The organism is Fictibacillus sp. B-59209 (genome assembly GCF_036216745.1).
Taxonomy (GTDB): Bacteria; Bacillota; Bacilli; order Bacillales; family Fictibacillaceae; genus Fictibacillus_C; species Fictibacillus_C marinisediminis.
On sequence record NZ_JARMMC010000001.1, the window covers coordinates 24,884 to 39,671 of the forward strand.

Here is a 14,788-nt window from a genome sequence, read left to right on the forward strand (position 1 = left end):
CCTTTGCTGCTTTTAGGAGTGGTTGATTTCTTGGACAGCCCTCTTTTCATTTAAACGGTCGTTTAATTTTTTGCAATATATCCTTCTACTTTATTGACTCCGCCACCGAACCAGCGTTTTCCGGTTCCAGTGTAGGTATAGCCGAAGCTGTCTTTTTGTTTGTAATGATTTACGGCTTTATCTAGGTCATGGAAGATCCGGTGCAGATAGAGCAGGGCTGTTCTGTCTTTAGAGGCTGCCACATCCTGCGCCAGGTCTTTGGCGTTCTGCAAATCCTTCTCTACGTTTTCATTTTTTACCTGGAGCGTTTCAATTCTGGATACGAGCTGGCGTGCATGTTCCTGCTGATCATTCCAGTTGATGTGGTTATCGGCATCAAAGCAAAGGGTCCTGTTGTAATATTGATGGTAAGAAGAAATGATCGTTGAGTAGGATTCAGCAGAGGCTTGTCCTGTCCCGGAGGCTTCCACCTGTTCGGTTACGGAAGTGGTTGAGATATAGTACCAGGCCGATCCAGCAATGGTGAACAATAGAAGGGCAAGGACAGTGAGTGTTTTCTTTTGCCTAACGAATATGCTCATGAAATCACTTCCTTTTATTTTCTAATTATTCCGAATATTATACCATAATTTGGGCGATAAAAGTATTTTTTCTTTGTAACTTCTGAAGTGCGGTGACGACTAATGAATTGTAAATCACAAATGATTTATAAAAAAATGAGAGTCTAAGGAGAGGGTCTTATTATGAAACCATGGAAAAAAGTTACGGCTTCAGTATTGACAGCATCAGCCTTGCTTATGGGAGCACCTTCAATTGCGGGAGCACAAGAAAAGCCCGATTATTCTATTTTTCAGCTGCCAAAATCAGGCGTGCTGAAAGCGGGAGACAGAGGAGAAAACGTTAAAGTTTTACAATGGGCGTTAAATAAAGTAGTGGCGGCCGGTTTGAAAACAGACGGAATCTACGGTTCAAAAACAAAAAATGCCGTTATTAAATTTCAAAAGAGTACTAAAAATTTAGTTGTCGATGGCATTTATGGGAAGAAAACACATGCTGCCCTTTCGGAAAAAATCAATTCCTCTGGTTTTCCGGAAATTGTTTTGAAGGAAGGCAGCAAGGGGGAAGCGGTCCGCATTCTCCAGAAAGCGCTAAATGAAATTGGGTCTGCTCTTACAGTTGACGGAATCTATGGCCCTAAAACAAAAGCAGCTGTTCTTACGTTTCAAAAGAAATACCCTGAGGTAAAGGATACGGGTGTATTTGATGCAGACACAAGAATCCTACTTGATAAAGTTCTGCATGACTGATTCCTGTTCACAGAAAAAGCTTGCCAGTCTCATTAGAGGCCTGCAAGCTTTTTGCTTGTTGTCCTATTTCGTCACTAATACCGGGCAGTTCGCTTCGGAAAGCACTCTTTGGCTGACGCTTCCGAGCACCAAACGCTTTAATCCGCTTAGGCCGCGGCTTCCCATGATGATCAGGTCGATGTTATTTGTGCTGGCATAGGCACAGATGGAGCGAGCTGCTTCTCCTTCGAGCAGTTCTGTTTTTACGTTGATAAAATCCTTCGGAACAGCGTCGCTCGCTTGAGCTAAAAGCTCTTCCCCATGACTTTTTTCCAGGGTGGCTGCCTGTCTGACTTCCTGTTCGATCGAATCTTGATAAGCCGCCATCGAATACCCTTCTCCATAAAGCGGGTAAGCAGGCTCATTCAAGACATGAGCCAGCGTTAATTCGCTGCCCATGCTATTTGCCAGCTCAATTCCGTATTCCAGCGCCTGTTTGCTTCCTTCCGATCCATCCATGGCCACGAGAATTTTTCCATACTTCATGATCATTCTCCTCCTTTTTTCAAGTGAAAATAGCAGCGAGAAGCACTAGAGTATGTTCTGTTCAATGGCTTAGTGTTAAAAGTAGTGTTTATACTTTTCAATAACCTAATGCTAGAGGTTTTAAACCCTTTTGCGAGGGGGGAAGTAGGTGGCGCCCGTAAATTTGGGAAACGCGCCTGTATTTTGTTCGAATGCGCCCGTAAATTTGTGGAACGCGCCCGTATTTTTCACGAACGCGCCAGAAAATCTCCCAAACGCGCCCGTATATGAAAAAGGGCATATTTTGGGCCACAGCAAAGAGTTAATTCAATTCCTTTTCCTTTTCCTTTTTCTCCAAGATCCATATTGCCATTTGCAGGGTAAGGGCATCCTTAAAATTCCTGGGGTCATACCCTGTTTCTTCTTTTATCTTATTGAGCCTGTAGATCAGCGTATTACGGTGAATGTGAAGGTGATCTGCCGTTTTCTGCATGTTGAGATGATGTTCAAAAAATACCTGCAGGGTTTCAATCAATGGACGCAATGATCGATGGAGCACGCGCTTAATGAGTCTTGTGCCGGCTGCTGTTTCCGTTTGATAGATGAGCGCTTTTGCTTCAAGCTCGGCAAACGAGACAACTTTCTGATGAACATCACTGATTTCAAGTGCAAGAGAACAATCTTCATATGATTGATTAAACATTTTAAGGTCCATAAAAAGCGTGCTGTAAGCCAACCGGAAAGTCAGTCTTAGAAAATTCAGCACCTGATCGATCGCCTCTACCTTCTTTTGGATCATTTCATCCCCGATGCCGGAAAGGACAATGCATAAGCGGTTGGTGTTCACAAAGCCAATCAGGCAGCTGGATGCACCAGCTGCTTTTTCAAGATGCTGAAGAATCATCGTATCGGAAAGAGAACGGTCCTCCAGCTGGATCACAACGGTATAAAAGGGAGGAGCAAGGCTGATGTGAAGGAGGCTTAGCCGGCGCTCGATATGTTCCATGGCGGGCACCTCTTTAAGCAGGTTTTCAATGATCATTTCCTTCGTTCGCTGCTGCCACTCCGCCTGTGTGGCCATGTAAGCCTGCGTGATCAGCAGTTCGGTTGTCATTTTTACCAGTCCCCCAAAGTCCCTCATTTCCTCTGGATCTCCAGTAATTCCGATCACACCGACAATTTTATGATCAAAAACAATCGGCAGGTTAATGCCGGATTGAGCTCCTTTCCATTTTCCTTTGTGATTAATCGGAATGGTAAAAGGCTGTTCGGTTCGCAATACCTCTAATGCACCTTCATGCATGTGATACAGGCGCGAAGAGTCACAGGAAGCGATAATGATTCCTTTATTGCTCATGATATTGACGTTTCGGTTTAGGCGGGCAGATGTTTCTTTTACAATCATCTCAGCCATCTCTGTTGTAAGCATTAGGGCCTCCATTGTTAGAATCCTACAAAAAAACAAAGTTATTAACCTGATATTATAGTTGTTTCGACCATAGATTTCTAATTTTCAGACAAGTATAATATAAAAAAACGGAAACTGAAAGCGTTTTCTCAGGAAGGGGTTCTAATGATGAAAATTGTGATCGCTCCCGATTCCTATAAAGGAAGCTTAACGGCGGTAGAGGCAGCGGAAGCCATAGAACAGGGAGTGAAGAAAGCCGATTCCACGATCCAGACCATTCTCGTGCCGGCAGCTGACGGGGGTGAAGGAACGATGGATACCTTGGTTGCTGCAACGGGTGGAAGGAAAAAAACGGTTCGGGTTACCGGTCCTCTTCACAGTGAGCTCAGTGCTGAATATGGCATATTGGGAGATCAAAAGACTTGTGTGATTGAGATGGCATCTGCCTCAGGCCTGTGCCTTGTTTCTCCTGAAGAGCTTAATCCTCTGACAGCGACCACATATGGCACGGGGCAATTGATCAAACAGGGGCTCGATGACGGTTTTCGTTCTTTTGTATTGGCGATCGGAGGATCCGCTACAAATGACGGCGGAGCGGGAATGCTGCAAGCTTTAGGTTTAAAGCTGCTGGATGAGAGCGGACAAAGTGTCCCGTTCGGAGGCGGTGAGCTTCATAACATAAAAGAAATAGACCTGTCCGGGTTCGACCCGAGAGTGAAAGAATGCACCTTTCTGATTGCCTCAGACGTGCAAAATCCGCTGGTCGGCAAGGAAGGCGCATCTGCTGTTTTCGGCCCGCAAAAGGGGGCGACAGAAGAGATGGTGAAACTACTCGATAAAAATATGGTCCACTGGGGAGATATGGTGGAGCAAGCGACAGGAATCAGGCTTCACGATATGCCCGGTGCCGGAGCAGCAGGCGGGATCGGCGGCGCGTTCCAGGCTTTCTTTCCGGCACAGATGAAAAGGGGAGTGGACGTTGTCACAGAGTATGCCGGTTTGCCGCAGGCTCTGGATGGAGCGGACCTCGTCATTACAGGTGAAGGAAGAGTTGATTTTCAGACCGCTTCAGGAAAAACGCCGATGGGTGTGGCACAGCGGGCCAAACAAAGCGGAGTTCCAACGATGATTCTTGCCGGTTCTGTCGGAGAAGGGATTGAAGTTCTCTATCAATACGGAGTGATCAGTATAACAAGTATGGTCCAGCAGCCATTAACACTAGAGGAGGCGATGCAGCGTGCGCCTCAATTACTGGAGTATAGTGCAGAACAGCTCGTAAGAACGTTTATACAGTGCAATAAAAAAACGGAAAGCGGGGTTTTACACTATGAAACTTAAACAAACGATTGAAAGAGTGCCAGGCGGATTAATGGTCGTGCCTTTATTGTTCGGTGCGTTGCTTAATACGGTGGATCAGCTTCATCTTCAACCTGTGATGAAATTTTTAAAATCACTTGGTGTGGCAAAGACACCCGAAGGCTATTACGAGTTTTTGAGGATTGGGGGATTCTCTCAGGAACTGTTTAAAGACAGTGCCCTTGTCTTGATTGCCCTCTTTCTCTTTTGCGCGGGCAGCCAGATGAATTTGCGTGTAGGAGGCGCCGCCCTAAAAAAAGGTGTGCTGCTCACTACTTCCAAGTATCTGACCGGGCTTGCTGTGGGATTGCTGTTCGGCTACTTCTTTGATCCAATGGATGGTTTGTTCGGCTTATCGACTCTGGCGATTATCGCGGCGATGACGAATGGAAACGGAGGAATGTATGCCGCGCTCACGGGCCAGTACGGCAACCGTTCTGACGTTGGGGCAGTAGCAGTGCTCTCCTTGAACGACGGACCTTTTTTCACGTTAATGTCATTGGGCCTTTTGGGATCCAGCTTTCCGATCATTGCTTTCATTGCTGTTCTCTTGCCGATCGCGATTGGGATGATTCTCGGAAATTTGGACGAAGATATTCGCGATTTTCTCAAGGCGGGAGAAATTCTGCCTGTTCCGTTCTTTGCCTTCGCACTCGGAGCCGGTATGAACCTGGCGAGTTTCTTTAACCCTTCAGTCGTTACTGCAGGTCTTACAATAGGAATTCTAACGACAGTTCTTACTGGATTCACTGGCATTCTCGTGTTTAAATTATTCAGGGAAAAAAGCTATATCGCACCGGTATCCGAAGCTTCCACAGCAGGGAACGCAGCCGGTACGCCTGCAGCCATAGCTGCTGCGGCGTCCGTTGCCGCAGGGTCGGGAATGATGAGTGCCGCTGAAGCACAGTCCTACCAGGATATTGTGAACATCGCCACCGCACAGATCTCGATTGCCACCCTAACAACGGCTCTATTATGCCCGATCGCAGTCATTTTGGTGGACAAGTATCAAAGAAGAAAAGGAATCAATGGCCGGCTAGAGAAGTTTGAGCTGGAGAGCGGCTCGAGCCAGGAAGAACGTGTTCCTTCAACTACTGTCTGATACAGAACATTCCTATACAAAAGGAGAGAGCGTAAATGGAATCGACCTTGTTATATGGAAAAGAAGGGCTGACGCTTCGTTTGCCTGATTCCGCTTTTATCGTGGAGCCAAACAATTTGCCGGGACTTGAAAATGATGAGCAGGCTTTAATGGAGGCACTGCGGCATCCGATCGGTACACCTCCATTAAAGGAGATGGTAAAAGCATCAGATAAAGTGGCGATTGTCATCAGCGACATTACGAGGCCAACTCCGAATGACAAGCTTGTTCCTTTGCTGATCAGGGAACTGGAGCATGTGCCGCTTGAGAACTTTGTCATTATTAACGGAACAGGAACGCACAGGGACCAGACGAGGGAAGAATTTGTTCAGATGCTTGGAGAATGGGTCGTGGATAATGTCAGAATCATCAACAACCAATGCCATGATAAAGACTCTCTTGTAAATTTGGGAAGAAGCCAGTTCGGTTGTGATGTGTATTTGAACAAGGAGTATGCGGAAGCTGATTTCCGCATCGTTACAGGCTTTATTGAACCACACTTTTTTGCCGGTTTTTCAGGCGGTCCTAAAGGGATCATGCCTGGCATTGCCGGGATCGAGACCATCATGACGTTCCATAATGCAAGGATGATCGGGGACCCGCGTTCCACATGGGGAAACATGGAGGACAATCCAGTTCAGGAGATGACACGGGAAATCAACCGCATGTGCAAACCGCATTTCATGCTGAACGTGACGTTAAACCGGGAGAAGGAAATCACGAATGTGTTCGCCGGTGAGCTGTATGAAGCGCATGACCAGGGGTGTGCGTTTGCAAAAGAGCATGCCATGATCCAATGCGAAGAACGGTTTGATGTCGTCATTACCTCCAATTCCGGCTATCCGCTTGACCAAAATCTGTATCAGGCTGTGAAGGGGATGAGTGCTGCCCATAAGATTGTAAAAGAAGGCGGCACGATCATTATTGCTTCAGAGTGTTCAGACGGATTGCCGGATCATGGAAACTATTCGAAGATCTTTCAGTTTGCCCAAACGCCTCAAGCACTGCTGGAGCTGATCAATGATCCGGAGTTTAAGATGTTTGATCAATGGCAGGTGCAAAAACAGGCGGTGACCCAGGTATGGGCGGATGTGTATGTCTATTCAAAACTCTCAGATGAACAGGTTAAAGGGGCTATTCTTAAGCCTACCCATGATATCGAAGGGACGCTTGAAGAGCTGAAGGAGAAGTACGGGCAGGATATGACTGTTGCGGTATTGCCGCTCGGTCCGCTTACCATTCCCTATGTAGAAGAACGGAGGGATCCAATTGCTGCAGGCTAAGTATGAGAAACTGCAAGAGATTCTAACCGGGATGAAGACAGTTGTTGTTGCTTTTTCAGGAGGGGTCGACAGTACCTTCCTGCTGAAAGTGGCTCTTGATACACTTGGCACGGAAAACGTGCTTGCGGTGACCGCCGACAGTGAAACCTATCCGTTTGAGGAGCTGGAGGAGGCCAAGCGTTTTGCCGCCATTCTCGGTGCCAGGCACCAGGTCATTGAAACGTCAGAACTGAGCATTCCAGGCTACTCTGAGAATACCTCCAATCGCTGTTACTTTTGTAAAAAGAGCCTGTTTGAGCATTTGATACCGATCATGCATGAGCATGGCTATGCGAATATAGTGTTCGGTCTTATTGCCGATGATATGGGAGAACACCGGCCGGGCACAAAAGCAGCAAGAGAATATAACGTACGGGGACCGATTCAGGAAGCGGACCTGTATAAGAGCGAAATCCGTGAGCTTTCTCAAGAGATGGGTCTGCCCACCTGGGATAAGCCTTCTTTCGCCTGTCTTTCATCACGGATTGCATATGGCGAAGAGATTACGATGGAAAAACTCCGCAAGATCGACCGTTCAGAGCAGGCTATCCGTGCGCTTGGCATCCGCCAGGTGAGAGTGCGTACTCATGGCGACATGGCACGGATCGAAGTGGAGCCTCATGAGATGCAGCGGCTTCTTCAGCATCATGAGGAGATTACCTCCAAGCTGCAGGAGTTCGGCTATTCCTATGTGACGATGGATCTTACCGGCTATAAGAGCGGAAGCATGAACAAAGTCCTTGCCGAAACAAAAACGACGTGAGGAGAGGCGAATGGGATGAAAAAGTTTGAAGACTTAGGCTTCAGTAAAGTGGATCTGGATCGGGAGACGCGGACAGGCTATCCGGAAGTGATCTATGGAGAAGGAAAAACAGCGGAACAGATCCGTCAGATCATGGAACCGCTCATTGAGACCCATGGCAAGGTAATGGTGACGAGGCTTTCAGAAGAAAAAGCAGAAATCTTGACTGAGGCCTACCCTGATGCGCGTTATCATGCCATCTCACGTATTTTGCTCTATGGTTCACCGAGGGAAAAATACGGCGGTGATGTGATGGTTCTATGCGCCGGAACATCGGATCTTCCTGTTGCTGAAGAAGCGGCAGTCACGGCGGACTGGATGGGCTGCAAGGTTAACCGCCTGTATGATGTCGGAGTCGCAGGTATTGACCGTCTGCTTGCTTATCGGGAGGAAATTAAAAAGGCCAGTGTGCTTATTGTCGTGGCGGGCATGGAAGGAGCGTTGCCCAGTGTTGTAGGCGGTATGGTTCAGCGGCCTGTTATTGCTGTTCCGACTTCTGTCGGCTATGGCGCTCATCTGCAAGGACTGACACCGCTTCTCGCCATGCTGACTTCCTGCGCTTCAGGGATGAGTGTCGTCAATATCGATAACGGATTCGGGGCTGCCTACCAAGCTGCGCTGATTCTTAAACTTGCCACAGAGGGGGTTCATCATGAAACAGCTCTATCTTGATTGCCAGTATGGGATTTCGGGTGATATGACCTTGTCTGCGCTCATTGACCTGGGGGCAGATCTTGCTTATATTACCGGGCATCTAAAGAGCTTGCCGATCGATCCGTTTTCTATGGCGGTCAAGCGGGTCAATAAGAGGGGCATCTCCTCCAACCTGCTGGACCTTCAATTTGCGGAAGCTGAATTGGCGGCTGTAGGGGCACAAGCTGATACAGACCATCACCATGAACACGATCATGAACATGAAGAAGAGGGCCATTCCCACCAACATGCCCACTCTCATCATGAGCACCACCATTCCCATCATCACGTACATAATCACCATCACCATCATCATGACCATGAACATCGCAAGGCATCCACCATTTTAGAGATGATTGAAACGAGTGATCTGCCTTTACGGGTAAAAGACAGGAGCAGAAGGGTCTTTGAAGTGATCGCCGAGGCAGAAGGAAAGATTCATGGGATGGATCCGAGAGAGGTTCATTTTCATGAAGTCGGTGCGATGGACTCTATTATTGATATTATTGGCGTGTGCCTTGCCCTTGAAAGTCTTGAGATTGATAGAATAACAGCCTCTCCGGTACCAACAGGCCACGGGAAAGTGAAGATGGCTCACGGTCTCTATCCGATTCCAGCTCCTGCCACTGCGGAAATCCTGAGAGGGGTTCCTCTTGAAGATTTCCATGTAAGAGGTGAATTAACGACACCTACTGGGGCTGGCTTTCTAAAGGCATTGGCGGATGATTATGGCTACATGCCAGCGCTTGCGATCGATAGGATCGGCTATGGCGCCGGCCGGAAAGACTTCGAACATCCGAACGTGCTTCGTGCTATTTTATTTGAGTTGCAGTTTGCTTGATTGCGGCTGAGACTACTTTTAACTAAAAGCTCAGTTAGTCAATGTAACAAAGCCAGACTAAAAATAGTAGGTTATCATTAGTTTTCAGAAAAATAAAAAAACGAATTGACATGCTTTGACACCATGTACTATGATATTCACAGAAATGAAAATAAAGAACAGAGTTTTATATTATAAAACAACTAAGGCATTGCACCCAGAGAAGAACGTCCAACGCACATTCATTAAGGGAGCAATGTCTTTTCTACGGCTAATAACAAGAACAGAGTTTTATAATGTAAAACAAAATCGGTTTCTCCATCTTTACATACAAAATTTTTTCGGCAAAGATGTTACCGCTTTCAAAACTAAACGAAAAGAAAGGGTGGACTCGATGAAATTGAAAAAAAGTTTAGGGATTTTAATGGGTACGGCTTTATTGTCATCTGTATTATTAACAGGCTGCGGCAGCCAGCCTTCGTCTTCCTCCTCTGGAGAAAAGACAAAGACGATCAAAATAGCCAACTATTTTGCTAAAGACCATCCTCAGAACGTAGCGCTGAGAGAAAAGTTCAAGCCGATGGTAGAAAAGGAATCGGGAGGTACGCTGAAGGTTCAGATCTATGACAACAGCACGCTTGGTGCTGAAAAGGAATTTTATGACGGGGTGCGAAACGGCACGATTGAAATGGGGATACCCGGTCTGATCATGCAGTCCGACATTGAGAAGATGGCAGTGCCTGAGTGGCCGTTTCTGTTTAAGGATTATGAGCATGTCAAGAAGGTGCTGAACGGGCCAATTGGCAAGGAACTTACTGAAGACCTGGAAAAGAAGCATGGAGTGAAGCCGCTGGCATGGAGCGCGAATGGATTCAGGATGTTCTCCAGTAACAAAACTCTTCAAAGTATGGATGATCTAAAGGGATTGAGGATGAGAATGCCAAACATCCCTAACTATATCAAGCTTGGGAAGCTGCTGGGAATGAATGTAACACCAATGCCGATTTCTGAAGTGTTTTCTGCTCTCGAACAAAAAGTGGTGGATGGCCAGGATAACCCGGTAGCTACTTTGCGGGCGTCCGGCTGGTATGAGGTTCAGAGTAATGTACTGGAATCCAAGCACATGTTCAGTCCGAATATTTACATCATCAACAGCAAGTTCTTCAATGGACTGTCCAAGAAACAGCAAAAAATCATTGAAAAAGCATCCAAAACCGCTGCTGATTATGAATTTGATCTGATGGAAAAAAGCTATGATGCTGATAAAAAGTTCCTGTCAGGGAAAAAGGTGAAATTTACAACACCTGATGCAGCATTTGAGAAGAAAATGGAAGATTCAGCAAAGCCAATGTACGACGGATTCTACAAGCAGTATGACTGGGCCGAGGATCTCGTTAAAAGGATAAAAGCTGAACAATAATACAGGCGGTAAATCGGGATGAAAGGTGGGAGAAGAAGATGGAGAAGGTCTCAAGGTTCTTGGAAAAAATGCTGAATATTTTTATGGCTGCAGCACTGGGGTTAATGGTCATTCTTGTATTTGGAAACGTGATATTGCGCTACCTTTTCAACTCAGGAATTACATGGTCAGAAGAGATGTCGCGTTACTTATTTGTCTGGCTGACATTTCTTGGAGCCATTGGTGCTTTTAAAAGCAAGGAGCACCTTGGGGTGGACATGCTGGTCAGGCGGCTGCCCAGGGGAGCAAAGAAAGCTGTCCTTGTGGTCAGTGATCTGCTTATGCTGTTTGTTCTCTTTCTGGTGATGGAAGGAAGCTGGAAGATGACCGTTATCAATATGGACAGTAAAGCACCTGCTACAGGCCTGCCGCTTTCGTTCGTTTATGGAACGGGGATTTTAGTCAGTTTAGCCATGGGGTTAATACTTATCAACAATCTGTATAAAGTTCTGTTCAACAAGCTAAAGGATGAAGATCTGATCTTAATCAGTGATTCAGAAGAATTGGTAGATTATCAGGAAGGCAATTTAGGAAAGGAGGAAAAACAAGCATGATTGGAGTGTTTATAGGGTCTCTCCTTGGAACGATGGCACTTGGTATGCCAATAGCGTTTGCTCTGCTGTTAAGCGGGGTTGCTCTTATGTTCTTTCTCGGTATCTTCGACAGTCAGATCATTGCGCAAAATTTAATCAACGGAGCAGACAATTTTCCATTGATGGCCATCCCATTTTTTATGCTGGCTGGTGAAGCCATGAATGCCGGCGGTCTCTCTCAGCGTATCGTCCAGATGGCCATGTCCATGGTTGGACATATCAGAGGCGGCCTTGGTTATGTAGCCATCATTGCGAGTGTCTTGTTTGCAAGTCTTTCTGGCTCCGCTGTAGCAGATACAGCTGCACTGGGAGCCATCTTGATCCCGATGATGGTGAAGAGCGGCTACGATATTAACCGTTCGAGCGGTCTTATTGCTTCTGGGGGGATCATTGCTCCGATTATCCCGCCGAGTATTGGCTTTATCATATTCGGGGTCACGAGCGGTGTCTCCATCACTAAACTTTTCATGGCTGGGATTGTACCTGGCGTGATGCTGGCAGTGGGGCTTTGTGTGTCATGGGCCATTGTTGCCCACAAGGATAAGGTGCAGGTTCAGCCTCGTAAATCCATGAAAGAGATTTTGATTTCTGTCAGAAAAGGGTTCTGGGCTCTTTTATTGCCGGTCATTATTATCGGCGGCCTGCGCGGAGGAATCTTCACACCGACTGAAGCGGCGGTAGTTGCGGCAGTTTATGCGCTGTTCGTCGGATTGGTGATCTACCGCGAACTGAAGGTGTCTGAGCTCTTTACCATCTTGGTAAGGGCGGCCAAGATGACGAGTGTTGTCATGTTTCTTGTGGCGGCAGCACTTGTATCCTCATGGCTGATTACGGTAGCCAATCTGCCTGCTCAAGTCATTGGACTGCTCGAGCCGCTTATGGGTCATCCCCTGCTCATTCTGCTCATGATCAACCTGTTAGTCATTCTGATCGGAACGGCTATGGATATGACACCAACGATTCTTATCCTTACCCCTGTTTTAATGCCTGTTATACAGCAAGCGGGAATTGACCCGGTTTATTTCGGAGTTCTGTTTATTATCAATAATGCCATCGGTCTCCTGACTCCTCCAGTGGGTACAGTATTGAACGTAGTATGCGGAATCAGCAAGATCAGTATGGAAGACATTATGAAAGGAATATGGCCGTTTCTCCTGGTGGAAGTGGTCGTGCTGATCCTGCTGATATTATTCCCGTCCCTTGTCATGGTTCCGCTTGGATGGTTTACCTGATAAATAAGGAGTGAAAGAGATGAGCAAGTTTAAAGTTGTGGTAACAGACTGGGAATATGATGATTTGCGGTTTGAAGAAGCCGTTTTTCATCAATATCCCGAAATAGAACTGATTGCGGCCCAGTGCCGTACAGAGGAAGAGGTCATTGAGGCCTGTTGGGATGCGGACGCATTGATCAATCAGTATGCTCCTCTCAGCAAAGCCGTTATTGAGAAGCTCGAAAAATGCAAAGTCATCACCCGTTATGGAGTGGGCGTCAACACGATTGATCTGGAAGCGGCAACAGCGAAGGGAATCTGTGTCGCAAATGTGCCGGATTATTGCATGGATGAAGTGGCTGACCACGCGCTGGCCCTTCTGCTTTCTGCGAAACGTAAAGTCGTAGTCGCCAACCAAAACGTGAAGAAGGGGCTGTGGGATTTTAAAGTCACCCAGCCGATCCACCGGCTGCGCGGGCAGGTGCTCGGACTTGTGGGATTCGGAAAAATCCCCCAAAGCCTCGCGGAAAAGGTCAAGCCTCTGGGGTTTAAGGTGGTGGCTTATGATCCGTATTATCCTGTGGAAGAAGCTGAGAAAAAAGGCGTACAGCTCGCAAGCCTTGAGGAACTATGCCGGATATCAGACGTCATCTCCGTGCATGCTCCATTGACCGAGGGAACAAGAGGAATGATCAATGCCTCACTGTTCTCTGTGATGAAAAGCACCGCCCTTCTGATCAACACTTCAAGGGGCCCGGTTGTGGATGAACAAGACTTAATTGATGCACTGGAATCAGGAAAAATCGGCGGGGCGGCTCTGGACGTTATTGAGGATGAACCGATTTCCGTCAGCCATCCGTTCCTCTCCATGGAGAATGTGATTATTACACCGCATGTCGCCTGGTATTCCGAGGAAGCGGCGAAGGAGATGAGAACAAAAGCTGCGCTCGGAGCAGTGGATGTGCTGATCTGCAAGGAATTTCCGAAATATCTTGTCAATGTTCAAGTCAAAGAGCAATCGCAGCTTAAGTCCAGTCAGCCTGAAAACCGTTATGTGATGAGTTAGCCAAATTATTCAAGGGGGAAAGAAAATGAAAAAATGGGTGAAAAAGCTGGCAATAGGGATTGTCATTCCGGGAATGTTGGTTCTAGGGGGCTGCGGTGCTTCCAAATCGGGAGGAACAGCTTCGGGTTCGGGGAAGAGCGGAATTCATCAGCGGACGATTAAAGCAGGAATCGGTTTAAATGAAGATCATCCAGAAGGACAAGGAATGATTAAGTTCAAAGAGCTTGTGGAGAAGAAGAGCGGAGGGAAAATGAAAGTCCAAAACTTCTTCAGTGCCACTCTCGGTGATGATCAGAAGATGACAGAAGCATTGCAGGGCGGGCTTCAGGAGGTTACGGTTCCTTCTACGTCTCCACTTGTTGGGATGATCAAGGAATACGGTATTTTTGATTTTCCTTTCGTATTTAATACCGAGAAAGAGGCTTATGCCGTCCTTGATGGAAAAGTGGGGCAAGAGCTTTTGAAAAAACTGCCTGAACACGGTCTGGTTGGACTCGGATACTGGGAGAATGGCTTCCGTAACCTGACGAACAGTAAACATCCGGTGAAAACCGCGGCAGACTTTAAAGGGCTGAAAATCAGAACGATGCAAAACGAGGTTCACCTGGATGCCTTTAAACAGCTGGGTGCCAATCCTTCACCAATGGCTTTTTCAGAAGTGTTTACGGCCTTGGAAGGTAAAACGGTAGATGGCCAGGAAAACCCGCTCGCAACCATTAAATCAAGCAAATACGATGAAGTTCAGTCTTACTTAAGCATGACAAAGCACGTCTACACACCGTTTGTTTTTCTCGTCAGCAAAAAATTCTGGGACGGGCTGTCTAAAGAAGAACAGAAGATTATGAAGGATTCTGCGGTGGAAGCCGGTAAATATCAGCGCGACTTAAACCGTAAAGAAAATGAAAAAGCGTTGAAAGATCTTGAAAAAGCAGGCATGAAGGTCAATGAAGTATCTGATGCTGAAAAAGAAAAGATGAAAGAAATCATTAAGCCGGTCACCGATAAATACGCCAAGAAGTTTGGGGAAGACCTGGTCAAACAAATGATGGATGAAGTAGACAAAGTAAGAAACCAATAAAGAGAAGCACCAATTGAGGAGGAAGATG

15 protein-coding genes are annotated in these 14,788 nt (G+C 46.8%); 12 read left to right on the forward strand and 3 right to left on the reverse strand.

Translation table 11 applies throughout. The features are described 5' to 3' along the window. Positions 1–62: 62 nt before the first annotated feature. Positions 63–581 (reverse strand): hypothetical protein, encoded by a 519-nt coding sequence (locus P4361_RS00120; protein WP_328087668.1) that lies wholly within the window; start codon positions 579–581, stop codon positions 63–65. Positions 582–743: 162 nt separating this feature from the next. Here P4361_RS00120 and P4361_RS00125 point away from each other — a divergent pair, with 162 nt between their 5' ends. Further along, positions 744–1,307, forward strand: a complete 564-nt coding sequence (locus P4361_RS00125) for a peptidoglycan-binding domain-containing protein (RefSeq protein ID WP_091002562.1) — start codon at positions 744–746, stop codon at positions 1,305–1,307. Positions 1,308–1,370: 63 nt separating this feature from the next. Here P4361_RS00125 and P4361_RS00130 read toward each other — a convergent pair whose 3' ends face one another. Both P4361_RS00130 and P4361_RS00135 read right to left on the reverse strand, forming a co-directional pair. After that, positions 1,371–1,832, reverse strand: a complete 462-nt coding sequence (locus P4361_RS00130; protein WP_175501751.1) for a universal stress protein — start codon at positions 1,830–1,832, stop codon at positions 1,371–1,373. 301 nt (positions 1,833–2,133) lie between these two features. Beyond that, positions 2,134–3,240, reverse strand: a complete 1,107-nt coding sequence (locus P4361_RS00135; protein WP_328087672.1) for a CdaR family transcriptional regulator — start codon at positions 3,238–3,240, stop codon at positions 2,134–2,136. A gap of 147 nt (positions 3,241–3,387) precedes the next feature. Between P4361_RS00135 and P4361_RS00140 the strand changes: the two genes are divergently transcribed. The 11 genes from P4361_RS00140 to P4361_RS00190 all read left to right on the forward strand — a co-directional run bounded on the left by P4361_RS00140 (position 3,388) and on the right by P4361_RS00190 (position 14,760). Further along, positions 3,388–4,557, forward strand: coding sequence for a glycerate kinase (locus tag P4361_RS00140; RefSeq protein WP_328087751.1), 1,170 nt, complete (start codon positions 3,388–3,390; stop codon positions 4,555–4,557). Beyond that, positions 4,547–5,677, forward strand: a complete 1,131-nt coding sequence (locus tag P4361_RS00145) for a 2-keto-3-deoxygluconate permease (RefSeq protein ID WP_328087674.1) — start codon at positions 4,547–4,549, stop codon at positions 5,675–5,677. Before P4361_RS00140 ends, P4361_RS00145 begins: the two co-directional genes overlap by 11 nt. A gap of 35 nt (positions 5,678–5,712) precedes the next feature. After that, a complete protein-coding gene (gene larA, locus P4361_RS00150) occupies positions 5,713–6,999 on the forward strand; it encodes a nickel-dependent lactate racemase (protein ID WP_328087676.1) in 1,287 nt (428 codons plus the stop codon). Then, positions 6,986–7,801, forward strand: a complete 816-nt coding sequence (gene larE, locus P4361_RS00155) for an ATP-dependent sacrificial sulfur transferase LarE (protein WP_256224792.1) — start codon at positions 6,986–6,988, stop codon at positions 7,799–7,801. The genes larA and larE overlap by 14 nt, the downstream gene beginning before the upstream one ends. A gap of 15 nt (positions 7,802–7,816) precedes the next feature. Beyond that, the gene (gene larB / locus P4361_RS00160; RefSeq protein ID WP_328087677.1) at positions 7,817–8,512 is read left to right on the forward strand and encodes a nickel pincer cofactor biosynthesis protein LarB; all 696 of its coding nucleotides are present in this window, start codon (positions 7,817–7,819) and stop codon (positions 8,510–8,512) included. Further along, positions 8,493–9,374 carry a LarC family nickel insertion protein gene (locus P4361_RS00165; protein WP_328087678.1) on the forward strand — a complete coding sequence of 294 codons (882 nt, stop codon included), beginning with the start codon at positions 8,493–8,495 and terminating at the stop codon, positions 9,372–9,374. Before larB ends, P4361_RS00165 begins: the two co-directional genes overlap by 20 nt. Before the next feature lie 373 nt (positions 9,375–9,747). Further along, a complete protein-coding gene (locus P4361_RS00170) occupies positions 9,748–10,773 on the forward strand; it encodes a TRAP transporter substrate-binding protein (protein WP_328087679.1) in 1,026 nt (341 codons plus the stop codon). A 38-nt stretch (positions 10,774–10,811) separates the two neighbouring features. After that, positions 10,812–11,366, forward strand: coding sequence for a TRAP transporter small permease (locus P4361_RS00175; RefSeq protein WP_248254115.1), 555 nt, complete (start codon positions 10,812–10,814; stop codon positions 11,364–11,366). Then, entirely contained in the window at positions 11,363–12,637 is a 1,275-nt protein-coding gene (locus P4361_RS00180) for a TRAP transporter large permease subunit (protein WP_256224786.1), read from the forward strand. Before P4361_RS00175 ends, P4361_RS00180 begins: the two co-directional genes overlap by 4 nt. Before the next feature lie 19 nt (positions 12,638–12,656). Continuing rightward, a complete protein-coding gene (locus tag P4361_RS00185; protein WP_328087681.1) occupies positions 12,657–13,682 on the forward strand; it encodes a C-terminal binding protein in 1,026 nt (341 codons plus the stop codon). 25 nt (positions 13,683–13,707) lie between these two features. Then, positions 13,708–14,760, forward strand: a complete 1,053-nt coding sequence (locus tag P4361_RS00190; RefSeq protein WP_062237486.1) for a TRAP transporter substrate-binding protein — start codon at positions 13,708–13,710, stop codon at positions 14,758–14,760. The last annotated feature ends 28 nt before the right edge of the window (positions 14,761–14,788 follow it).